This window comes from Mycolicibacterium chubuense (assembly GCF_001044255.1).
Lineage (GTDB): Bacteria > Actinomycetota > Actinomycetes > Mycobacteriales > Mycobacteriaceae > Mycobacterium > Mycobacterium chubuense.
Genome location: NZ_JYNX01000033.1, coordinates 1 through 22,114 on the forward strand (window position 1 = coordinate 1; position 22,114 = coordinate 22,114).

Consider the following 22,114-nt stretch of genomic DNA (forward strand, 5'->3'; position numbering starts at 1 on the left):
GCTCCTGGGTGCGTTCGGAATTCTTCGTTTCAAACAGCACCGCGGCGTCACGCTCTGCGTTGAGCACCTCGGTGGTGTTGTGCGAGTACTCCGGCAGTTTCAGCGTGTTGGTGGCCAGGCCGGCGACGGTCGGCGCGTTCTTGACGCCGATCTCGACGAAGCGCTCCACCCCGAGACCGCCTGCGGCCTCCTCGATGAACAGCAGATCCTGAGTCTCGATCCAGCGCACCGGACTGGCGAACTGCCAGGCGAGCAGCTCGATGACGATCTTGCGGCACAACTCCTTCGGGCGTTCGTTGCGCCACGTGTCGTAGTCGGCGAGGATCTCGTCGAGCGGCTCGGCCGGCACCAGATCGCGGATCTCCTGCACGAAGTCGCGGTCGAGGGTGAACGGCCGCGGCACGAGGTTCGGAATGTAGCGACCGACCAGCATCTCCGGATCGGCGTCGCGCGGCATCACACGCTCCAGCGCGCGGCGGAAGTCGGCGACGCCGACCCGCAGCACCGAGGAGTGGAACGGCACATCGATGCCGGGCACCAGGATGAACGACCGCTTGCCGCCGCTGATCTCGCGGCGACGCTCGACCTCTTCCTCGAGTGCCTCGAGGCCCGCGACGGTACCGGCGATGGCGTACTGCGAGCCGCGCAGGTTGAAGTTCACGATCTCCAGAAATTCACCAGTACGAGCCGCGATATTCGCGACGAAGTCCTTGACGTCGGCGTCGGCGAGGTCGATCTGCGAGGGCCGGATCGCGGCCAGCCGGTAGTCGGACCGGCCCTGCGCGTCGCGCGGCACGATGTCGTGCATCTTCGACCCGCGGTGGAAAACCACCTCGAGCAGCGCGGGCAACTCGTACACGCCGGACACGCACGCCAGCGCGGTGTACTCGCCGACGGAGTGACCGCACGCGATCGCGTCCTCGACGAAGGCGCCCTGCTCACGCATCTCCGCGACCTGCGCCGCCGCCACCGTCGCCATCGCGACCTGGGTGAACTGCGTCAGGTACAGCACGCCCTCGGGATGGTGGTAGTGCACGCCCGAGGCGATCAGGCTGGTCGGGTTGTCACGCACGACGTGCAGCACCGAGAAGCCCAGGGTCTCGCGGGTGAACTTGTCCGCGATGTCCCAGACCTTGCGGGCGGCCTTGGAGCGCGCCCGCACGTCCATCCCCATGCCCTTGGACTGGATGCCCTGGCCCGGGAAGGCGTAGACGGTCTTGGGAGCGGCCAGTTGCGCCGTCGCGGCCATCACGAGTTCGCCGCCGACCTTGGCGGCCACCTCGACGATCTCCGCGCCGCGGTCGATGCCGACCCGGTCGACGCGGAATTCGATCTCGTCTCCCGGCAGGACCATGCCCAGGAAGCGGGACGTCCAGCCCACCAGGCGCGCAGGCGGAGTCGCCCGGCCGTCGGTCGCGGTGACCGCATGCTGGGCGGCGGCCGAGAGCCACATCCCGTGCACGATGGGGGTTTTCAGACCGGCGAGCAGTGCCGCGGCCCGATCGGTGTGGATCGGGTTGTGGTCGCCCGAGACGACCGCGAACGCGCTCATGTCGACCGGGGCGGCGACGACGACGTCGCGACGGCGCCGGCGCGGGGTGTCGGTCGCGTTGTCGGTGATGGCTCCGCCGGCGCGCGGCGGGTCCGTCAGCTCGGCGGGGCCGGTCCGGCCCCGGATCGCGAACCGCTCCTCGAGCGTGGCCAGGGCGGCGCCCTCGGCGTCGGCGATCGTGACGGTGACGGGCACGACACGGCCGACCTCGGTGTCGGTCGCCGCCGAAGCCGTTGCGGTGATGGTCAATTCGGCCTTGGCCGACGGCATCGCGGCGAGCAGGTGTGCCGCGTGATCCAGGTGGACCAGGCTCAGCAGCCCCTCGACGACGGGGAAGTGGTCATCGGTGACCGCGGACCCGATGGCCGAGAACACCGCGGGCCAGCACAGGCCGACCAGGGCGTCGGGCACCAGCGTGAGGCCCGGCGCCAGCGGGGCGCCGAAGGTCGCGGTGACACCGGTGTGGTCGGCGACCTTCTCCGGGTTCCATTCGACGGTGACCGTCGCGGTGCCGTCGACGACGGCGGGAAGCGCATCCGGGCCGTCCACGCCGGCGGCGATCGCCAGCACGGCACGCATGGCCTTCGAGGCGTCCTCGACGGTGACGATCGGCATGCCGCCGTCGACCGTGGTCGAGGGCAGCGTGAAGCGGATCGTGATCCAGATGTCGGACAGCGGAACACTCAGCGTGACCGAGTGTTCGCCCGAGCCGTCGGCGATCAGTTCCAGCCGGGCCCCGGTGTTCGGATGGGTGGCACTGGGCTTGCCGGGCACGTCGTTGACCTGCCACTCGCCGGGCGCGCCGATGCGGTGCACCGGGTTGATCGCGGTGCGGCCGGCCCACAGCACGTCGGGCGAGTCCAGCACGACGGCCAGCGGTCCGCTGACATCGGCGCGGGCCTGACGACGGGACACCACCGGCACCGGTTGCGCACCGGAGGCCAGCACGCGGTCGACGATCTCCTGCTCGAACCGGTCGAGCAGGTCGCCGACCGGCTCGTCGAGGCGGGTGATGCCGGCGACGGCCTGGGTGCCGGGGATGATGCACACCTGATCGGCGGTGTAGCGGGCGTCGTGCGCCTGCCACAGGGAGTCGCTGCGCCACCAGCGACGCACGTCCTTGTCGATGACGGGCACGAAGTTGACCGGCTTGCCCGGCTTCTTGCACAGCGTCACGAAGAACGGCAGGTCGGCCGGGTGCAGCCGCACCGTCTCGGCGTCCGGGTAGCGGGTGAGCAGCGCGGCGATCGCGTGTTGCGGATCGTCGAGGAGCGCATCCCCGTCGGCGCCGAACAGCGTGTCGATCGGGCCGAAGTCCTTCTCGGACAACCGCGCCTCGGCGCGCTTGAGCATGTCGGCGAAGCGGTCCCGCCAGGTCACGGCCAGCCAGGGGCTGCCCGGAGCCATGGTCTCGGCGGTGCTGTCGCCGTCGCCGATAGCCAGGTCCACGTAGCGCTGCAGCCACTGCAGGTAGGTCATATCGCTGGCGTCACCGAAGTACGGCTTGGCCGTGGCGGCCATCGCCGCGATGATCTTGTCGCGCCGCTCGGCGACGGCGTCGGCATCACCGGCGACCTCGTCGAGCAGGCGCCCGCAGCGCGACGCCGCGTTGTCGATCTCGTGAATGTCGGCGCCCAATTGGCTACGGCCACTGGCCATTCCGTTGATCGCCTTGCCGGCCCCCACCCAGGTGTCGGTACCAGTGGTCTCGACCAGCATCTGCTTGACCGCGGGCGAGGTGGTGGCCTCCTTGGTGGCCATCGCCGCGGTGCCGACCAGGATGCCGTCCACCGGCATGGCCGGGAAACCGTAGTCGTTGGCCCAGGCGCCGGACAAATAGTCGGCGGCGCGCTCGGGGGTGCCGATGCCACCGCCGACGCAGATGGTGATGTTGCGGTACTTGCGCAGATCGCCGTAGGTGGACAGCAGCAGATCGTCGAGGTCTTCCCAGGAGTGGTGTCCGCCGGCGCGGCCGCCCTCGATGTGGACGATCACGTCGCGCGTGGGCACCTCGTTGGCGATCTTGATGACCGACTTGATCTGGTCGACCGTCCCCGGCTTGAAGGTGACGTGGGTGATGCCGACGGTGTTGAGCTCCTCGATGAGGTCCACGGCCTCTTCGAGGTCGGGGATGCCGGCGGTGACGACGACGCCGTCGATCGGCGCCCCGGACTGCCGGGCCTTCTGCACCAGCCGCTTGCCGCCGACCTGCAGCTTCCACAGATAGGGATCGAGGAACAACGAGTTGAACTGCACGGCACGGCCCGGCTCGAGCAGCTGGGTCAGCTCCTCGATGCGGGCGTCGAAGATCTCCTCGGTCACCTGACCGCCGCCGGCGAGCTCGGCCCAGTGTCCGGCGTTGGCCGCCGCGGCAACGATCTTGGCGTCGACGGTGGTGGGCGTCATGCCCGCGAGCAGGATCGGCGAGCGGCCGGTGAGGCGGGTGAACTTCGTCGAGGCCTTCACCTTGCCGTCGGGCAGGGCGACAGGCGTCGGTGCGTAGCTCGACCAGGCCGGCGCCACATCGGGCGCCGCGCCGACGGTGAACAGGCTGCGCTGCCCGGCGCGGGTGGCGGCCGCGACGATGCCGATGCCCAGGCCGCGGATCACCGGGGCGGTCAGCCGGGTCACGGTGTCGCTCGGACCCAGGTCGATGATCCACTTTGCGCCCGCGGCGGCGAGACCTTCGACCTCGGAGACCCAGTCGACGGGCTTGATGAAGATGTGCTCGGTGAGCATGCGGGTGAGGTCACGGTCGAGACCGGTGCGCGCCGCCCACTCCTCGACCAGGTCGACTCCGTCGGCCAGCCGCGGGGTGTGGAAGCCGACCTCGACGTTGAGCTGGTTGAACACCGGGCGGAAGATGGCGCCGCCGCGCGTCTTGTTCTTGCGCTCGGCCTCTTCTCGCTCGGTGATCTTCTCGCAGTAGAGCTCGAAGCGGGCCAGCTGCTCGGGCGTGCCGGTGATGACCACCGAGCGGCGGCCGTTACGGATGGAGAGTGCGGGGGCCAGGACCGTGCGCACGTCCTGGGCGAACTCGTCGAGGAGCTCGGCCATGCGGGCGGGGTCGACGTTGGTCACCGAGACCATCGGCGATTTGTCGCCGCGACCGACCATGCCGCGTCGGCGGGACACCAGCGAGCCCGCCGCACCGATCAGCTGACCGATGGCCAGCAGCTCGGCGTCGCGCGCGCCGCCGGCCTTCAGCGACTCGACGGCGGTGACGCCCTGGGAGTGCCCGGCGATGGCGACCGGCGGGTGGCCCGCGAGGTCGAGCCCCTGGCGCTTGAGCGCCCGCTGGGCGGCCATCTGCGTCAGCAGGATGCCGGGGCCGGAGATGGCTGCGGTGGTGAGGTCCTTGAGGGCCGGTAGCGGCTCGTCGGCGGCCAGGGCGCGGATCCACTTCATCGGCTCGAAGCCGATGGGCCGGACCACGACCAGTTCCCGGGCCAGTGGCTCGAGCAACAGTTCCGCCTCAGCGACAAGCTGGCTGATCTCGGACTCGATCCCGGCGGAGTTGACCAATTCCTCCAGGTTCTCCAGCCAGGGGCCGCCCTGGCCGCCGAAGGCGACGGCGTACGGCTCGCCGGCGTGCAGTCGATCGACGAGTGCGTGCGCTCCCGCCAGGGGTTCGAAGGCCGGACCGCCCTCGGACTCGGAGCTGGTGGTCGCACGGTGCTGGTCGTTGATCGTCACGTGGTGTGTTCTCCTCAGTGGTGCGTTCGCGGCTCTTCAAGGGCGCGGTCGTTCGTGCTCGGGTGGGGCTCGTGTGCTCGTCGTCGGCGTCGGACGAGCCCGTCTGCGGGGCCAGTGTGATTCGGCGTCGAATCCGGCTGATCTCGCCGCGGCGCCTCGAACGCATGAGGTGCCGTGGCGGACACTGCAGCCGTACTAAGAGTGTCATAAGAGACGACCCCAGTTTCGTCCCGAAAATGGTTACTGGCGAGTTCTACGCATGGGTAACAGAATGTTGCGTAACACCGGCCCGAACTCGGCCCGATCGCTTCCGGGACAAACGTCCTGCTGGCAGGTGGTTACGGTCCAGTAAGGTAGAAGCGCAGTTCAAGGCCGCATTGTTACGCAATCGTTATCTGGAAACTTGCGATCGCACTACCAGTTTCGGCGTGGCGAGCGCGCTCGACGACCGCGGCCGAACTGTATGGTCGTCATTTCGCCGAGTGGACAGGTGTTTGCTACCCAAACTTACCGATCAGTAAGTCTGCCGGCGCAGCCGAACACGAGCCTGCTGTGCCCTAGTCCCACGACCCGTAATTCGGCTTGAGAATGTGGTTGATGTCGACGCCGATGCCTCCCACGGTGCGCGAGTCGATCTCCACCTGGTGCAGATGAGCGGCGGGATGCGCGACACGCCCGGGTGACCCCCAGTTGTGCTGCCAGAAGTACGAACCGAGCCCGTCCTGCAGGGCCCACTCGATCGTCTTCGAGTTCGCGTACACGCCGACCCGTTGGTGTCCGAGCACCCGCTCCCACCCGCCCAGGTAGGGGGCCACCTGCCGCTTGTACTGCTCGAAGGTCGGGTCGTCGTCGACGGAGGCGTAGATCGGCGCGCCGTACGACCCGCCCGCCGCGACGTGGAGTTGCCAGCCGCGCTGAGCATGCTGAATACCCGCCGGCTCACCGGCCAGCCAGTCGGCGGTGTCCTGCTTCCCGTACTGATAGCAGGACACGATCTTGAGTCCGCCCTGATAAAGGTCGCGGGCCTCGGCCAGCGCGATCGGCTTACCCAGCATCCACGCGCCGCCGGGTCGACGGTCGGACACGTAACGGATAGCCCCGACGGCGCCGGAGGCGCGCACATCCGCAGCGTTGATGACTCCGGTTGCGTAGTCGAGGAGGATCCCCAGAGGTGCCGCGGACGCCGACGGGGTCGCGCCGGACACCACCGCCGACAGCGCGCTCAGGCCCAGCGCGGCAGGAGCCGCGGCTGCGGCACAGCGCAGCACGTCACGTCGCGACATCGACACGTGCCACAGGCTACGACAGGAACATCACGTTTCACGTCAACGCCACTGGTCACACCTGCACCACGGACGGACGTCACCCGGTCCGCCGCTCCCAGGCCCCGGTCAACAGGATGCCGGCCGTGTAGTCGGATGCAGAGGCCACCATCAGGCGCCGGGTCGCCTGATCGAATCGCGATGCCATCACCTTCTCCCCCAGCAGCCGGTAGTCCGCGACGACCTGCCGGAGCCGGCCCATGTCCTCGGGCTTGGGTAGATAGCCGGGCCCCACCTCCGCCTGGTACATCTCGACCAGACTGTCGACGAATGCCTCCGCGAGCAGGTCGAACGACTTGTCCGCGGCGTCGACGAAGCGCAGCAGCGCACGGACGTAGCGCAGGTGATCCGGCGAGCGCGCCAGGATCTCCGCGGCGTCGTCGTCGATCAGCATGACCTTCCGGCCGACCATCTCGGCCATGCCGTACTCGATCAGCCGGCGGGCCTCGGGGGAATCCGGGTCGATGCCCAACGTCGAACGGTCGTGATGTTCGGATTCGGGCCCCAGCACGGCGCGTTGCAGGCCGAGGATGTCGGCGAGGTCCTCCCCCTGCCGCATGCTGGTGAAGAACTCGGCGATGTGGGCGGAGTTGTAGCCCTTGCGCAGCAGCTGGCTGATCGTGTTGAGCTGCGAGAGGTGGTAGTCGTCGTAGAGCGCGGAACGGCCCACGCGTCGCGGCGGGTCCAGCAGGCCACGCTCGCGGTAGGCCCGGATGTTGCGGGTGCTGACACCGGATTCGCGCGCGAGGTCCTCGAGTCGATATTCAGCCACAGCGGCACCCCCTCAACACTGCCCGCGCGATACCACGTGGCGATCCACACAGTGCTTTACCACTTTAACCCCCATGCCTACCGTCTGAGCGAAGTAATCGCACGCTCTTTTCGAGAGCCTACGCCGCAGATTTCATGCCGGTCATCTGCGGTGATCGGAACAGCTCAGCAAATTTGTCGACACAGGTGTGCAGTTTCAGCCAACTTGTTTGCCCTCGTCCACCCCCACTGTGGTCGGAACGTACGACGGAACTGGTTGGTGTTCCCGAGGCCGCATGCGCGAGGATGAACGAGCGGTCCTGCATGTGAAGGACATCGCGACACTTCGTGATCTCGCACCGAGAGGTTCCACCGTGCGTCCCTGGATCGTCTGGGCGACCGGGCTTCTCGCCTACATCGTGGCTGTTCTCGATCGCACCACCTTGGGCGTGTCCGGTCTGCCCGCCGCCGAGCGGTTCTCCGCCGGCCCCGGCCTGCTGTCGACCTTCGTCGTCCTGCAGGTCGTGGTCTATGCGGGCGCCCAGGTGCCGGCGGGACTGTTGCTCGACCGGTACGGATCGCGAGCGCTGATCGTGGCGGGAGCGACGCTGATGGCCGGGGGGCAGCTGGTCCTCGCCGTCACCGAGTCGCTGCCCCTGGCCATCGCCGCGCGCGCCGTCGTGGGCCTCGGCGATGCGGTCACGTTCATCTCCGTGCTGCGACTGGTGCCGCGTTGGTTCGCTCCCCGCCAGATGCCACTGGTCACGCAGCTGACCGGAATCTGCGGCCAGCTGGGGCAGGTGCTGTCCGCGGTGCCGTTCCTGGCCCTGCTGTCCGCGTCGGGCTGGACGGCTGCCTACTCCTCGGCGGCCGCCTTCGGCGCACTGGTGGTCGTGCTGGTCGCGGCGCTGGTGCGCAACGCTCCGGACGGAGTGGCCGTGACCGCGGAGACGATGGGGGTGCGTGAGACGATCGCGAGCGTCAAGACCGTGTGGTTGCGGCCCGGTACGCGGCTGGGCTTCTTCACCCACATGGGCACCCAGTTCTCGGTGACCGTGTTCGCGCTGATGTGGGGCGTGCCCTACCTCACCGTCGCCCAGGGTCTCTCGGCGGGCATGGCGGGCACGCTGCTGACCATCTCCGTCGTCGCCGCGATCTGCGCGGGTGTGGCGATCGGCATCGTCACCGGTCGACTGCCGCACCGGCGGTCGCGGCTGGTGCTCGCCATCATCGCCGCCAACGCCGCGGCGTGGACCATCGTGCTCGCACTCCCCGGCCGGGCGCCGCTGTGGCTGCTGGTCGTCCTGATCGTGGTCATCTCGGTGGGCGGACCCGGCTCGATGGTCGGCTTCGACTTCGCGCGCACCTTCAACCCCAGCTCGACGCTGGGTACCGCGCAGGGAATGGTCAACATGGGTGGCTTCGTCGCCTCCCTGGTGCTGATGCAGGCGATGGGGCTGATCCTGCAGGCCGCCGGCGGATTGTCGTTCGACTCGTTCCGGCTCGCGTGGACGCTGCAGTACGCCGTGTGGGCGCTGGCCGTCGTCGGCATCCTGATCACCCGGCGCAAGGCCCGTCGGCTGCTGGCCCTGCAGGACGATCGCATGCTGCTCGAAGGCATCGACCGCTAGTCGCGCCGGGACGCGCCCGCCGCGGCGGCCGCCGCGTGACGGTATCCGCGCAGCTCGTAGCCCAGCACCGGGACAGCCGGCGCGAGCGTCACCACCAGCAGACAGTTGGCCATCGAGACACCGACCGCGGCCAGCAGGACCGCCAGGCCGAGGACAGCCGCGGTGAGCGCCAGCAGCAGGACGTGGAACAGCAGCACGGTGCGCGTCATCACTGCGTAGAGGACGTAGATCATCGCGACGTAGACCGCGACGGGGATGACGACGGTGAGCACCGTGGCGGCAGAGCCGAGCTCGGAATGATGCTCGATGTAGTACGCCGCGGCATGCAGTCCCGCGCCGGTGGCGACGATCGCCGCGAACACCACGATGTGCAGATAGCCGAACCAGAACGAGCGCTCACGGCGCACATGCAGGATGTCGGCCTGCGGAAGAACGAAGTAGGTCCACCACATGCCGAAGGTGAGGCCGATGCCCGCGACGGCCACGAACACGGCGTCCAACGACCACCCCTGGGCGCCGACCACCGCGCTCAGCGACGCCACCGTTCCGACCACCCCCTCGCCGAGCGCGATGATCGTGAACAGCCCGTAGCGCTCCACGATGTGGTGCGCGTGCCACGGCGTGCCGCCGCGGCCGAACTCGGCGAGGACGGGACCCAACATCTCGACGAGGACCAGCCCGACGACGATGACGGCCGTCACCGCGACCGACGTGTGCACGAAAATCGCCGCGATCCAACCGATCTGGGCCACGGTGATCCACCACGCGTAGGTCAGGCACGCGCGGCGTCGCGCCGGGTCCTGACGCGCGGCGCGCAGCCACTGGGCGACCATGGCCACCCGCATCACCACGTATCCGGCGACCACCACGGCGTTGTCCACGTGTCCGCCGTGTTCGATGGACGCGTACATCTGGGGCAGCCCGAGCGCCAGCACGATCACCCCGACCATCTGCAGCATGGTCGTGAGCCGGTAGATCCAGTCGTCCGTGTCGTAGGCCGAGGCGAACCAGCTGAAGTTGATCCAGGCCCAGCACACCGCGAACATCGCGAAGAAGAACGCGGCCAAGCCCGCGGCGACGTGACCGCCGGCCAGGGCGTGCGCGAACTCAGACGCCGCGATGCCGAACGCCACCACGAACGTCAGGTCGAACAGCAATTCCAGCGGGGTGGCGACCCGGTGCTGCTCGTGCGGGTCCCGTCCCGTCATCAACCGCACGCGGTGCACGGCGGAGTCGGCTCGATGCGGTCCTTCGGTCACCGGTGAATCCCCTTCCGTGCTGGGCGTCGACCGTACCGGAGATACTGTTCGTCCATGGGCGCCGAGGCAGTGGGAGTCGTGCTGGCCGCCGGCATGGGCACCCGGGTGGGCGCCGACGGCAACAAGGCCTATCTCCCCCTCGACGGACGCAGCATGCTGGTGTGGTCGTTGGACACCCTCGCACGCGTACCCGGGATCGCGCGCACCGTCCTGGTGTTCCGGCAGGGTGAGTCCGAGTTGGCGCGCACCACTGTCGGGCGCGAACTGGGAGGTGCCGCTGTCGAATTCGTCGAAGGCGGGCCCACCCGGCACGCCTCCGAGTACGCCATGCTCCGCCATCTGGAGGCCGACATCGAATCGGGGGCCGTCGATGCGGTGGTGATACACGATGCCGCCCGCCCGCTCGCCGACGCCGCGATGTTCGCCACGGCGCTCGCGCTGGCGCGCGAGTTCGGCGGCGCACTGCCGGCGCTGCCGGTGAACGGCCTGGCCCGGGTGACCGAGCGCGGGGTCGAGACAGTGCCCGGGTCCCTGGTCCGGGTGCAGACGCCGCAGGCGTTCCGGGCGCGCGAACTGCTCGACGCCTACCGGCGCGCCGAGCGGGACGGCTTCGAAGGCACCGACACGTCGTCGTGCATCGAGCGCTACACCGACGTCGCGGTGCGCACCTTCCCCGGCAGTGCGGCCAATCTCAAGGTCACCTTCGCCGGTGACATCGGCATCGCGCACCGGCTTCTCAGTGAGAGGAACCGTTCCGCCGGTCCTCGATGAGAGCCGCGAGGAAACCCGCGTCCCTCGGCAACTCGACTCCGAGCGCCGCGGCGTCCCCGTCGACCAGTTCGATCCGCGCGCCGCCGGCCAGCGCGATGTCCAGCTCGTCGCCGCGGTCGGTCGCCGCGCCGGCCGCCGCTCGGGTGAGCACCTCGGCGTCGAAGCCGCGCGGGTACTGCAGCACCTGCAACTCGGCGCGGTCCAGTGTCGCGGTCACGACGCCGTCGCGGTCGACGATCTTGATGCTGTCGGTCACCGGCCGCGCCGGCGCCACCACCTGCGCGCCCTCGCGCAGCGCAGCCAGGACGCGCAGCGCCGTGGCCGGATCGACCAGCGGCCACCCGATGTCGTGCACCAGGACGGGGGTGCCCGGGCCGGTCGTCGCCAGCGCCGCCGCCACACACTGCGCGCGTTCGCCCGGCGCGTCTGCGGTGCGCACCGGGACGTCCGAAAACCCTTCGGCGGTGAGCAGTTCGCGCACCGCGACCACCAGAGAAGGGGCCGCGCCGACGACGACAGACGCGGCCTGCGAGAGCCCGTGAACGATCCGCACCAGCGGCGAACGTCCGGCCACCGGCGTCAGCACGGCCGCCGACTCCAGCGAGGCCGGCAGGGGCAGGATTGCCGTCGCTGTCACGGCGCTGAGGCTATACCAGCCTCACACCGGGTCGAACTTCTCGATCAGCCACGCCCCGCCGATCTTCTTCAGGCCGACCTTGACACTGCTCGCGGCGAACGATCCGTCGGGATTCTCCTTGCTGACGGTCGTCTGGTTGATGAACAGCAGAACCTGGGCGGTGTCGGGGTGGATCTCCGACACCGCGCCCTGGACCACGTCCGCCTTGGTCTGGACGGCCTTCTGCGTTGCGGCCGGCGCGACCACCTTGGTGGTGAAATCGGTGTAGTAGCTGAGGAATTCACCGGTCAGATGGGACTTGGCCGCCGCGAAATCCTTGTCCAGACTGTCCGGGGAGTACGACAGCAGAGCCACGGTCCCCGTCTTGGCCGCCTCGAGCGCCGCGCCCGTGGCGGCGGCATCGGTGGCGCGGTCCTGCCGGTACTGGGCGAAGTAGACGGCCGCGGCGGCACCGGCCGACGCGACGAGCGCGACGACGAGCACGACCGCCCCGAGGTGGCGCCGCAGCGCGGCCATCGGGCTCCTTCTGCGGGGTTCCGCCACAGCGGGCGCAGCCTCCTCGGCTACGTCGATCACGTCGTCACCGGCGGCGGTGTCCTCGGCGCTCACGGGACGAACTCGACCTTCGACATCTTGATCTGTCCACCTTCCCGGACCAGGCTGACGAGCAATCGCCACGACCTGGGCTGCTCCTTGGCCCCGGACGAGTTGGTGACCCGGGAGGTGGCGGCCACCAGCACGTCCGCGGAATCACCGGACATCGAGTCGACCGCGGAGGCGTTGACGGAGACGTCGGTGACCACCTTCGACTCTTTGGCGATCTTGACGAAGTCCCCGGCGGTGTTCTTGAAGTCGTCCCGGAACTGGCCGGTCGAGTTGTCGATGATGCGGTCGACGTTCTGCTGAGCGTTGTTGAAGTCCAAGGACATCAGCGTCACGACGGCCTGCCTGCCGGCGGCGGCGAACTCGGCGCGCTGCTGCTCGTCGTGCACGGCGCTGCGATGCTGGACCACCATGAAGACCGTGGCGGCGATCAGTGCGCAGGTCGCGAGCACGCCGAGCGCCGCCGCGACGTAGCGCGCCACGCGACGCCACCCCGGCCGCCGGCGCGGGGCTGCATCATCGACGGATTCGGCTTCGGTCGGCTCGGCCACCCCGGCGTCGGACGCCTCGACGGTGTCCTCGGTCGGCTCGGCGGTCTGCGCTTCGGTCGCGGGAGCAGCAGCCGCCGCCCGGCTGTCGGCCTCCCGCCGCAGCCGGATCGCCCGCGCGCGGGCACGCGCGGCGGCAGCCATCGCCTCGGCCTCGGCGGCCTCGGCTTCGGCCTCCTCCGCCAACGCGAGCACCGGGTCTACGTCCTCCACCGGGTCACTGTCCGGGCACGGCTCATCGGCCCGGTCGGCGTCGATCACCGACGCGCGACGCCTGAATGACGGCACACCGACCTCCTCGTCTGCTGTGTCGCCTACCTGAGAGGCTTGTGAGAATGGCATTCTTCTTTTTTGCGTATGGCTGAAACCATACCCCGGCGCGAGACCTCCGGACAAAGCTCTCGACTGCGGAAATGCTATTTACGTGCTGTGCGGTTGCTCAGCGCCGAATGTTCGTGCAGCTTGTCCTTCATCACCTTGCCGGTCGCGTTGACCGGCAGCTCGTCGAGGAACTCTACCGAGCGGGGCACCTTGAAACCGGCCATTCGCTCGCGGCTCCATGCGATCAGTTCCTCGGCGCTGAGCGCAGGCCCGCGGCCATCCGCCGACACCGAGCGCACCACGAACGCCTTGCCGACCTCACCCAGCCGCTCGTCGGGGACCCCGATCACCGCCGCCTGCGCAACGAGGGGATGCTCGAGCAGGAAACCTTCGATCTCGGCGGGGTAGGCGTTGAATCCGCCGACGATGAACATGTCCTTCTTGCGGCCGATGATCCGCAACCGGCCGGCCTGGTCGAGGGTGCCCAGGTCACCGGTGTGCAACCAGCCGTCGGCGTCGATCGCCTCGGCCGTGGCGACCGGATCGTCGAGGTAGCCCTGCATCACCGTGTATCCGCGCACGAGCACCTCGCCGTCCCCGGCGATGCGGATCTCGACGCCGTCACACGCCACCCCGGCCGTGGTGGCGATGTCGGTGAACGAATCCCCAGGCCGTGACAGCGTCACGGTGCCGGCCTCGGTGAGGCCGTATCCGGTCGCGAGCGTCTGGAACGGGAGCTCTTCGTGCACGCGGCGCACCAGCTCCACCGGGATGTCCGCCGCGCCGGTGACGCCCGCACGCAGGGTGCGCAGCCCGCTCTTGTCCGGGACGGCCAGCAGCGAGTGGTACAGCGTGGGTGGCCCGGGGAGCATCGTGATGCGTTCTCGGGCAATGAGTTCGACGGCATGCTCGATCTCGAAGACCGGCACCGGCAGCATCGTCGCCCCACGCAGGAACGACGCGATCAATCCGGCCTTATAGCCGAAGGTGTGAAAGTACGGGTTGACCATCAGATAGCGGTCACCCTGGCGCAGGTCGGCCAGGTCGCACCACTCCTCGTAGAGCCGCAGGTTCTGGGCGTGATTCATCATCACCCCCTTGGGCCGCCCGGTGGTCCCGGAGGTGAAGATGACGTCGGAGATGTCGGCGGCCTGTACCGGGCGACTGAACGGCTCACCGCTGCCGAGGAACCCGGACTTCAGGTCGATGACGGGCACACCCGCGGGGGCGGTGTACTCGACGCCCAGGAAGCCCTGCTGGACCAGGACCGCTTTGGCCGCGCTGCGCCCGATGACGTCCGCGGCTTCCTCGATCCTGAATCGGGTGTTGACGGGCACCAGCACGCCGCCGGCGGTGAGCAGACCGAACGCGGCGATGATCCACTCGGCGCTGTTCGGCGCCCAGATCGCGGCACGGTCTCCGGCGCCGATGCCTAGATCGGCGAAGGCGCCTGCGGCACAACGGATCCGATCGACGACCTCGGAGAATGACAAGCGCAGCGGACCGTCGACGACGGCTTCGGCGTCACCGAACCGGTCCGCCGCGCCGGCGACCATCTCGGGGATGGTCTGCCACCTGGCGACGTAGGTCAAGTGGGCGACGTCAGGTGGTGACCAGACGACTGAGGTTGCCGCCCATGATCTTCGCCTGATCCTCGACCGAGAGGTGTTCCAGCGCGGTGACGTAGTGGGTCGGCTCGGCCAGGCCCTCGGGATGCGGCCAGTCCGAGCCGTACAGCACCTGATCCACGCCGATCAGATTGATCAGGTCGTCGATGCCCTCTTCGTAGAAGGGGCTGACGTAGATCCGGTTCTTGATCTCCTCGATCGGGTTGCCCAGGAACGCTTCCGGCGCCTTCTTCCACACCTCGGCCATCGAATCAAGCAGCGGGAACATCCATTTCGAGCCGGCCTCGACGATACCGACCTTCAGCTTCGGGTGCCGGAAGAGCGCGCCGTGGATCACCCACGACGCCACCGCGTCCTGAATCGGGCGCCACTCGTTGAGGATGGACATCGCGTTCGTCTGGAACGGCAGCATCTCCTGCGCCGCGCCGTCCCACTCCGAGGTGTAGCGCGAGTACCCGCTGTCCGAGGAGTGCATGCCGACGAACACGTCGTGGTGCACCACCCGCTCCCAGAAGGGGTCGAACTCCGGCAGCGCGAAGGACCGCGGGCCCCGGAAGCCGGGCACCGGGGCCGGCCGGATCAGGATCGCGCGGGCACCCCGCTTGACCGCCCACTCGAGTTCCTCGATCGCCTTCTCGACGATGGGCAGCGTGATCACCGGGGTGGTGAAGATGCGGCCCTGATAGTTGAAGCCCCAGACCTCGTCGAGCCACTGGTTCAGGGCGTGGATGAGGACGTGGATCGCAACGGGGTCGTCGGAGAGCCGCTCCTCGATGAGGCTGGCCAGCGTCGGGAACATCAGCGACCGGTTCACCCCGAGCTCGTCCATGACCTTGATGCGCGGCTCGGGCTCGAAGAACGCCGGGATGGCCTTCATCGGTTCGCCGAACAGCTCGCGCTTGCTCTTGCCGTCGGGGTTGCCGAACTTGAAGTACTCCTCCCACGCCCCCGGCTTGGCGACCACCGAGAAGGTGGGGTTGGGGATGTAGTTGCTGATCTGCCCCTTCAGAGCGATCTTGGTACGACCGTTGACCTCGACGTACTGGACGACGTCCTTGTACTCCTTGGGGAGGTACTTGGTCATCGCCTCCGGCGGCTCGTACAGGTGGTTGTCCGCATCGAACAACGGGAAGGGGATGTCCACCCGGTGCGACAGTTGTCCCATTGAAAAACTCCTTATCCTCTCGCGAGAATCGTATTCTCATTCACTGTCGGCCGCAACGGCCCGCTACCCCGCCGTCGTCATCCGCACGTGTTCGCGCACCAGGAACTTCTGCACCTTGCCGCTGGCGGTCCTCGGGTAGTCGTCGACCTCCACCAACTCCTCCGGCCACTTCTGCGTCGCGACCCCGGCCCGGCGGAAGTGCGCGCGCACGTCCTCGATCGACGGCATCGTGTGGCCGGCGCGGATCCGCAGCACCGCGGCGGCCCGCTCGCCCAACCGTGCATCCGGCGCGGCGACGACGACCGCCTCGGCCACCGCGGGTATGGCGAGCAGCACCTCCTCGACCTCGAGGGCACTGATGTTCTCGCCGCCGCGGATGATGACGTCGGATTTGCGGTCGGTGATGGTCAGATAGCCGTCCTCGTCGAGGGTTCCGATGTCACCGGTGCGGTACCAGCCGTCCTCGTCGAACGCGCGCCTGGTCAACTCGTCGTCGGTGTAGCCGAGGCACAGATCGGGTCCGCGGCTGTGGATCTCGCCGTCCGGGCCGAGGCGGATCTCCACCCCGGGCCGGGCATCACCGTCGGTGAACAGCCGCTTCTCCTCGGGAGCGTCCGGGCGCGACCCGGTGATCGACGGATGCTCGGTGCTTCCGTAGGAGCGGAAGACGAACATCCCGAGGGCCGCCAACCGCCGGGTCAGTGACGACGGCACCGACGAGCCGCCGAGACCGACGGTGGTGAAGTGGGCGAGATGTTCGGGCCGGCAGTCGGGATGGTCCAACAGACTGGTGACGAAGTACGGCGGGCCGCCTCCGATCGACAGTCCGTCCCGCTCGATCAGCGTCAGCACCTTCGCCGGGTCCCAGACGTCGCACAGGTCGATCGGCGCCGCCTCGAGGACCGGGATCAGGAACGCTCCGATCATGCCGATGAAATGCCCGACCGGGGTCGCGGTCAGTTGGCGCCCACGGCCGGGCGGGTAGTTCTCGAGCAGTTGGCGCGTCTCGAAACCCAGCGTCTGGTGGCTGTGGATCACGCCCTTGGGATCGCGGGTGGTGCCGGAGGTGAACGCGATCAGCGCGGGGCCCGACGGGTCGACGGCGGCGGTGCCGTCGAACGGCTCAGCAGCCAGGAGTTCGTCGAAAGAGGCGTCGCCGACCAGGCCGACGATCGGGACGTCGGCGGCGAGGTCGGGCGCAAAGCGCATGCGGCCGAACGCCTCTGTCGTGATGAAGACGCGCGGTCGCGCGGTCGCGATGATGTGGGCCAGCTCCTTGCGGCCGTAGAAGTGCACGATCGGGACGATGACCGCGCCGAGAAACGCCGAGGCCCAGAACGTCACGGCGGCCTCCCGCCAGTTGGGCAATTGCAGGGCGACGACATCGCCCGGTCCGACGCCGCGTGCAGACAGGCCCGCGGCCAGGCGGCGCGCGTCGCGTTCCACCTCCCCGCAGGTTCCCGCGTAGGGCCGGATTGCGGAATGGACGTGAAAGCCGCTGTCTCGACTGCGCTCCAGTCCCGTCGCGACGAGTTCACCCAGGCTCTCCCCGGTCCACCACCCGTGCCGCTCGTACCGGCTGACCAGGTCAGCGGGGATACTTCGCATGTTCGTCGCGTCACCTCCTGTCCGGGAGACGATGCTATTCTCCGCCAACGAGAATGCCAATACCGCAAAGGAAGAACGCCCGATGGTGGACCTCGACATCGATGACGGTCTGGCGACCATCACCATCGACCGGCCGCACGCCCGCAACGCGATCTCCCTCGACACGATGGATCAGCTCGACGAGGCCCTCGACGGCGCCTCGGGTGCGGCGGGTCTGGTCCTCACCGGCGGCGGAGACCGGGCTTTCGTCTCCGGCGGCGATCTCAAGGAGCTCAGCGCGCTGCGCACCGAGGAGCAGGCCGCCGCGATGGCCTACCGGATGAGGTCGATCTGCGATCGGATCGCGAGCTTTCCGGCCCCCGTGCTGGCCGCCCTCAACGGTCACGCACTCGGCGGCGGCGCGGAGTTCGCGGTGGCCGCCGACATCCGCATCGCCGCCGACGACGTGAAGATCGGCTTCAATCAGGTCGCGCTCGCGATCATGCCGGCGTGGGGCGGGGCCGAACGCCTCGTCGGACTCGTGGGATACAGCCGGGCCCTGCTGCTGGCGGGTACCGGACGCCTCGTCGGCGCGGCGGAGGCCGAGCGGATCGGGCTCATCGACCAGGTGATCCCGCGTGCGTCGTTCGACGAGCAGTGGCGGCTGATCGCCCGATCGCTGGCGACCGTGCCGGCCGGCCAGGTAAAGCGCGTCATGCGTGGCGTGCCGACCGCCGAGGCCGTGGCGGCGTTCGCGCGCCTGTGGGTCTCCGACGAACACTGGGCTGCGGCGGACAGGGTGATGAACAAGGGCCGCCAGAACGGCGGATGACCTGTCTGACCAATTCGTTCTCTCTAGACGAGAACCGCATTTCCATTTATGGTCATCGAGTGTCCACCTCGCAGCGGGCGCTGGCGCCCGAGATCTCCACCTGGCCGGATGACGACCCACAGCTCATCGGCAGCACCTGTGGCGTCTGCGGCGCCACCGCCTTTCCGCTCCAGCAGCGTTGCCCCCGGTGCAGTGCCGCCGCGATGAGCCAGACGCTGCTCCCCCGCCGGGGCACCTTGGTCGCCTGGACCACCCAGGGGTTTCCGCCGGGGCCGCCGTACAAAGGTCCCGCCGGCAAGGACTTCGTGCCATTCGGGGTGGGCCTGGTGCAACTGGGCGAGGGTGCCGACGCCGTCATCCGGGTCGAGGGCCGGCTCACCGAAAACGAGCCCACAAAACTGCATTTCGGCGGACGCGTCGAACTGACGATGATTCCGTTCACCACCGACGAGGACGGCACCGAGGTCGTCACCTTCGCGTTCCGGCCGATCGATGACCAGGAGGCCACGGCATGACCGGTACCGCCCCCGACGTTGCGATCATCGGCGTCGGCCTGCATCCGTTCGGCCGGTTCGACAAGACCGCGATGGAGATGGGCGCCGAGGCGATCGATCTCGCGCTCACCGATGCCGGAATCAGCTGGCAGGACATCCAGTTCGGCTTCGGAGGCAGCTACGAGATCTCCAATCCCGACGCCGTCACCCGACTGGTCGGGCTGACCGGGATCACCTTCACCAACGTGTTCAACGCGTGTGCGACCTCGGCGTCGGCGATCCAGCAGACCGCGGACACGATCCGGCTGGGCAAGTACGACATCGGCATCGCCATCGGGCTGGACAAGCATCCCCGCGGTGCTTTCACCGACGATCCCGCCAAACTCGCCCTGCCGCAGTGGTACGCCGAGAACGGGCAGTTCGTCACCACCAAGTTCTTCGGGATGAAGGCCAATCACTACATCCACGAGCACGGGATCTCCCGGCAGACCCTGGCGCGGGTCGCGAACAAGAACTTCCGCAACGGCGCCCTCAACCCGAACGCGTTCCGCCGCAAGGAGATCTCGGTCGAGGAGATCCTCGACTCCCCGGTGCTCAACTACCCGCTGACCCAGTACATGTTCTGCTCGCCCGACGAAGGCGCCGCCGCGGTGATCATGTGCCGCGGCGACCTCGCGCACACCTTCACCGACACGCCGGTCTACGTGCGCGCCAGTGAGATCCGGACGCGGACGTTCGGCGCCTACGAAGTGCATGCGACCTCAGCACCGCTCGACGCGGATCCGTCTCCGACGGTGTACGCGGCCAGGGCCGCCTACGAGGCGGCCGGGATCGGGCCCGAAGACGTTGACATCGCCCAGTTGCAGGACACCGACGCGGGCGCGGAGGTCATTCACATGGCCGAGACCGGCCTGTGCGCCGACGGCGAGCAGGAGAGAATGCTGGCCGACGGCGCGACCGAGATCCACGGAAGCATGCCGGTCAACACCGACGGCGGGCTGATCGCCAACGGCGAGCCCATCGGAGCCTCCGGCCTGCGGCAGGTGCACGAGCTCGTCCGCCAGTTGCGCGGCCAGGCCGGTGACCGTCAGGTGCCGGGCACCCCCCGGGTCGGGCTGGCCCAGGTCTACGGCGCGCCCGGCACCGCGTCGGCGACCATCCTGTCCCTGTAAGGACGTCGCCCTGGAGCTTTGGTAGCCGATCGGCTACTGTCGCCGGTAGCCGATCGGCTACCGGACGCGAGGGAGGGCCCGATGCAGATTCTGGCTGCGGCAGAGGAACTTCCGAGCACCAGCGCGCTCAAGGCCCAACTGGTGTGCCTGTGGATCACCCCGGTGGTCGGAGCGATCCTGCTCATCGCGTTCGTGACATTCCCGGGATTTCTGCCGCCGATGGCACCGGACATGTCACCGGCCGAGGTCGCGGCTTTCTACGCCGACAACACCGCGATGATCCGGTTCAGCATGCTCACCTACAACCTGTGCGCGATCATGCTGGTGCCGTTCTTCATGTTGATCGTGGTCCAGATGAAGCGGATGAGCACCCAAACCCATGTGCTGGCCTACTGTTACCTCACCGCTGTGGTGAGCGGCGCGACGCTTTTCGCACTCGCCGACATCTTCTTTCTGGTTGCCGCGTTCCGCGCGGATCGCGATCCCGAACTCGTGCAGGTGCTCAACGATCTGGCCTGGATCACCCTGGTCGCCCCGGTCGGCATGCTCGTCGCCCAGAACCTCTTGCTCGCAGCAGCCGTCTTCTTCGATACCGGCCGGCACGGCAGCCCCGATCCCGTGTTCCCTCGCTGGGTCGGGCACGTCGCCGTGCTCACCGGGCTGGCGATGGCACCGGCCGCCGCGGCAGCGGTGGTCTCCACCGGACCGCTGGCCTGGAACGGGGCCGTGTCCTTCTGGCTGCGGATCGCGGCCTTCGCCACGTTCGTGACCGTGATGTTCATCGTCCTGCGGAACACGCTGCACCGTCAGGCGATCGACGAAGGCATCGCCAGGTGAGCACGCCGACCGAGGTCCGACGAGCGACGACGCGCGACCTGTGGCTGGTCTTCTGGATCGTGCCGGCCTTCTACACCGCGTTCGGGGTCGTCTTCTTCGCGCTGGCCCGCGTGATGCCGCCGCCGCGACCCGATATCACCGAGGCGCAGCAGGCCGAGTTCTTCGCCGACCACGCGACCACGATCGGTATCGGTTTCGGGACGCTCGTTCTCATCGTGGGCGGCGCCGGGGTGGCCAACGGCATCGTCGCCTACCACATGAAGCGCATGACGACCGGCTCCGTGCTGGCCTACGCCTACATCGGCTCGATGGCCGTGGGTGCGCTGCCGGGATGTCTTCTCGTCGCGTTCTGTTTTCTCGCCGCGGTCTATCGGCCCGACCGCGACCCCCAGCTGCTCGCGCTGCTGTACGACCTGGGCCTGCTGTCCTACGTCGGGTCGCTGGGCTGCTTCACCACCGCCTACTTCGCGTTCACCGTCGCGATTCTCTACGACCGCAATGAGATCTTCCCGAAATGGCTTGCCTACGTCTCGATCTGGCAGATCGTCACCGAGATTCTCGCCGTCCCGGTGTTCATCTCCACGGCGGGCCCGTTCGCGTGGAACGGCTCGATCTCGTTCTGGATGGGCACCGTGATCTTCGGCTTCTGGTTGTCGTGCGTGATCTACTTCCTCAAGCGCGCCAACGAGTGCCGATCCGCCGAGGAGGTGCCGGTGGGATGACCGAGACCACCGCGGCGCCGACGACAGCATCGACGAGCGGACACCTCCCCGGCGACCGCCACATGTGGGTGATGGTGCTGGGCGACCTGCTGATCTTCGGCGCCTACTTCCTGATCTTCATGGTGCACCGGGCGATGAACCCACACCGATTCCTCGAGGCTCAACAGCACCTCGACCTGAACGTGGGCGCGCTGAACACACTTGTGTTGCTGACGAGTTCGTGGTTCATCGCCCGCAGCGTGGTGCGCGCCCGCAGCGGCGAGTATGGGGCGGCAGCGCGGTCGACCATGCTGGCCGGCGGTTGCGGGGTGGTGTTCGTCGCGCTGAAGGGTTACGAGTGGTCGGCCATGGTAGCCGACGGACACACCATGGGCGGCAACGAGTTCGCCATGTTCTATTTCATGCTCACCGGGGTGCACGTGTTCCACGTCCTGGTCGGGCTGGTGATCATGGGAATCGTGCTGCGCGAGATCCGCATTGCTCACAAGCGGCGCCTGTCGCTGATCGAATCCGGGGCCGTCTACTGGCACATGGTCGACCTGCTCTGGGTGATCATCTTCGCCCTGCTCTACGTGATGAGGTGAGAT

Annotated in this window: 18 protein-coding genes; 8 read left to right on the forward strand and 10 right to left on the reverse strand. The window is 68.4% G+C overall.

The features are described 5' to 3' along the window. The 3 genes from MCHUDSM44219_RS10355 to MCHUDSM44219_RS10365 all read right to left on the reverse strand — a co-directional run. Positions 1 to 5,248, reverse strand: a 5,248-nt coding sequence (locus tag MCHUDSM44219_RS10355) for a fatty acid synthase subunit beta domain-containing protein (RefSeq protein WP_048418161.1), incomplete at its 3' end; no start/stop codon positions are given. Between the two features lie 557 nt (positions 5,249 to 5,805). Continuing rightward, the gene (locus tag MCHUDSM44219_RS10360) at positions 5,806 to 6,531 is read right to left on the reverse strand and encodes a DUF1906 domain-containing protein (protein WP_048418254.1); all 726 of its coding nucleotides are present in this window, start codon (positions 6,529 to 6,531) and stop codon (positions 5,806 to 5,808) included. A gap of 79 nt (positions 6,532 to 6,610) precedes the next feature. Beyond that, positions 6,611 to 7,342, reverse strand: coding sequence for a MerR family transcriptional regulator (locus MCHUDSM44219_RS10365; protein WP_048418162.1), 732 nt, complete (start codon positions 7,340 to 7,342; stop codon positions 6,611 to 6,613). A 352-nt stretch (positions 7,343 to 7,694) separates the two neighbouring features. On the opposite strand from MCHUDSM44219_RS10365, the gene MCHUDSM44219_RS10370 reads away from it, so the two are divergent. Next, positions 7,695 to 8,951 (forward strand): MFS transporter, encoded by a 1,257-nt coding sequence (locus tag MCHUDSM44219_RS10370; RefSeq protein WP_048418255.1) that lies wholly within the window; start codon positions 7,695 to 7,697, stop codon positions 8,949 to 8,951. On the opposite strand, the gene MCHUDSM44219_RS10375 is transcribed toward MCHUDSM44219_RS10370, so the two are convergent. Beyond that, positions 8,948 to 10,159, reverse strand: coding sequence for a low temperature requirement protein A (locus MCHUDSM44219_RS10375; protein WP_048418256.1), 1,212 nt, complete (start codon positions 10,157 to 10,159; stop codon positions 8,948 to 8,950). The genes MCHUDSM44219_RS10370 and MCHUDSM44219_RS10375 overlap by 4 nt on opposite strands. A 105-nt stretch (positions 10,160 to 10,264) precedes the next feature. Here MCHUDSM44219_RS10375 and MCHUDSM44219_RS10380 point away from each other — a divergent pair, with 105 nt between their 5' ends. Next, positions 10,265 to 10,981: an IspD/TarI family cytidylyltransferase gene (locus MCHUDSM44219_RS10380; protein ID WP_048418163.1), complete on the forward strand. Its 717-nt coding sequence runs from the start codon at positions 10,265 to 10,267 to the stop codon at positions 10,979 to 10,981. Here the strand turns inward: MCHUDSM44219_RS10380 and MCHUDSM44219_RS10385 are convergent. The 6 genes from MCHUDSM44219_RS10385 to MCHUDSM44219_RS10410 form a co-directional block, all read right to left on the reverse strand. Further along, on the reverse strand, positions 10,947 to 11,618 hold the full coding sequence (locus MCHUDSM44219_RS10385; protein WP_048418164.1) for an IspD/TarI family cytidylyltransferase: 672 nt from the start codon (positions 11,616 to 11,618) through the stop codon (positions 10,947 to 10,949). The two genes, MCHUDSM44219_RS10380 and MCHUDSM44219_RS10385, sit on opposite strands and share 35 nt — an antisense overlap. A 21-nt stretch (positions 11,619 to 11,639) precedes the next feature. Then, positions 11,640 to 12,227: a hypothetical protein gene (locus MCHUDSM44219_RS10390; protein WP_048418165.1), complete on the reverse strand. Its 588-nt coding sequence runs from the start codon at positions 12,225 to 12,227 to the stop codon at positions 11,640 to 11,642. Then, positions 12,224 to 13,057: an Rv1363c family protein gene (locus tag MCHUDSM44219_RS10395; protein WP_048418166.1), complete on the reverse strand. Its 834-nt coding sequence runs from the start codon at positions 13,055 to 13,057 to the stop codon at positions 12,224 to 12,226. The genes MCHUDSM44219_RS10390 and MCHUDSM44219_RS10395 overlap by 4 nt, the downstream gene beginning before the upstream one ends. A gap of 128 nt (positions 13,058 to 13,185) precedes the next feature. Then, on the reverse strand, positions 13,186 to 14,682 hold the full coding sequence (locus MCHUDSM44219_RS10400; RefSeq protein WP_082162145.1) for a FadD3 family acyl-CoA ligase: 1,497 nt from the start codon (positions 14,680 to 14,682) through the stop codon (positions 13,186 to 13,188). 10 nt (positions 14,683 to 14,692) lie between these two features. After that, entirely contained in the window at positions 14,693 to 15,883 is a 1,191-nt protein-coding gene (locus MCHUDSM44219_RS10405) for an amidohydrolase family protein (RefSeq protein ID WP_048418167.1), read from the reverse strand. Between the two features lie 63 nt (positions 15,884 to 15,946). Continuing rightward, positions 15,947 to 17,491: an AMP-binding protein gene (locus MCHUDSM44219_RS10410; protein WP_048418168.1), complete on the reverse strand. Its 1,545-nt coding sequence runs from the start codon at positions 17,489 to 17,491 to the stop codon at positions 15,947 to 15,949. An 82-nt stretch (positions 17,492 to 17,573) separates the two neighbouring features. On the opposite strand from MCHUDSM44219_RS10410, the gene MCHUDSM44219_RS10415 reads away from it, so the two are divergent. The 6 genes from MCHUDSM44219_RS10415 to MCHUDSM44219_RS10440 all read left to right on the forward strand — a co-directional run bounded on the left by MCHUDSM44219_RS10415 (position 17,574) and on the right by MCHUDSM44219_RS10440 (position 22,111). Next, entirely contained in the window at positions 17,574 to 18,302 is a 729-nt protein-coding gene (locus tag MCHUDSM44219_RS10415; RefSeq protein WP_048418258.1) for an enoyl-CoA hydratase/isomerase family protein, read from the forward strand. Positions 18,303 to 18,361: 59 nt separating this feature from the next. Beyond that, the gene (locus MCHUDSM44219_RS10420; protein WP_048418169.1) at positions 18,362 to 18,817 is read left to right on the forward strand and encodes a Zn-ribbon domain-containing OB-fold protein; all 456 of its coding nucleotides are present in this window, start codon (positions 18,362 to 18,364) and stop codon (positions 18,815 to 18,817) included. Continuing rightward, on the forward strand, positions 18,814 to 19,968 hold the full coding sequence (locus tag MCHUDSM44219_RS10425) for a thiolase family protein (RefSeq protein WP_048418170.1): 1,155 nt from the start codon (positions 18,814 to 18,816) through the stop codon (positions 19,966 to 19,968). Before MCHUDSM44219_RS10420 ends, MCHUDSM44219_RS10425 begins: the two co-directional genes overlap by 4 nt. Before the next feature lie 81 nt (positions 19,969 to 20,049). Then, entirely contained in the window at positions 20,050 to 20,805 is a 756-nt protein-coding gene (locus MCHUDSM44219_RS10430; RefSeq protein WP_048418171.1) for a hypothetical protein, read from the forward strand. Then, positions 20,802 to 21,527 carry a hypothetical protein gene (locus MCHUDSM44219_RS10435; RefSeq protein ID WP_048418172.1) on the forward strand — a complete coding sequence of 242 codons (726 nt, stop codon included), beginning with the start codon at positions 20,802 to 20,804 and terminating at the stop codon, positions 21,525 to 21,527. Before MCHUDSM44219_RS10430 ends, MCHUDSM44219_RS10435 begins: the two co-directional genes overlap by 4 nt. Then, on the forward strand, positions 21,524 to 22,111 hold the full coding sequence (locus MCHUDSM44219_RS10440; protein ID WP_048418173.1) for a cytochrome c oxidase subunit 3: 588 nt from the start codon (positions 21,524 to 21,526) through the stop codon (positions 22,109 to 22,111). Before MCHUDSM44219_RS10435 ends, MCHUDSM44219_RS10440 begins: the two co-directional genes overlap by 4 nt. The last annotated feature ends 3 nt before the right edge of the window (positions 22,112 to 22,114 follow it).

What these genes read in the sequence shown, in the direction of transcription:
- MCHUDSM44219_RS10360 (WP_048418254.1), bottom strand. Translation starts at nt 6,531, where the DNA reads ATGTCGCGACGTGACGTGCTGCGCTGTGCCGCAGCCGCGGCTCCTGCC.
- MCHUDSM44219_RS10375 (WP_048418256.1), bottom strand. Translation starts at nt 10,159, where the DNA reads ATGACGGGACGGGACCCGCACGAGCAGCACCGGGTCGCCACCCCGCTG.
- MCHUDSM44219_RS10380 (WP_048418163.1), top strand. Translation starts at nt 10,265, where the DNA reads ATGGGCGCCGAGGCAGTGGGAGTCGTGCTGGCCGCCGGCATGGGCACC.
- MCHUDSM44219_RS10405 (WP_048418167.1), bottom strand. Translation starts at nt 15,883, where the DNA reads ATGGGACAACTGTCGCACCGGGTGGACATCCCCTTCCCGTTGTTCGAT.
- MCHUDSM44219_RS10410 (WP_048418168.1), bottom strand. Translation starts at nt 17,491, where the DNA reads ATGCGAAGTATCCCCGCTGACCTGGTCAGCCGGTACGAGCGGCACGGG.
- MCHUDSM44219_RS10415 (WP_048418258.1), top strand. Translation starts at nt 17,574, where the DNA reads ATGGTGGACCTCGACATCGATGACGGTCTGGCGACCATCACCATCGAC.
- MCHUDSM44219_RS10425 (WP_048418170.1), top strand. Translation starts at nt 18,814, where the DNA reads ATGACCGGTACCGCCCCCGACGTTGCGATCATCGGCGTCGGCCTGCAT.
- MCHUDSM44219_RS10430 (WP_048418171.1), top strand. Translation starts at nt 20,050, where the DNA reads ATGCAGATTCTGGCTGCGGCAGAGGAACTTCCGAGCACCAGCGCGCTC.
- MCHUDSM44219_RS10440 (WP_048418173.1), top strand. Translation starts at nt 21,524, where the DNA reads ATGACCGAGACCACCGCGGCGCCGACGACAGCATCGACGAGCGGACAC.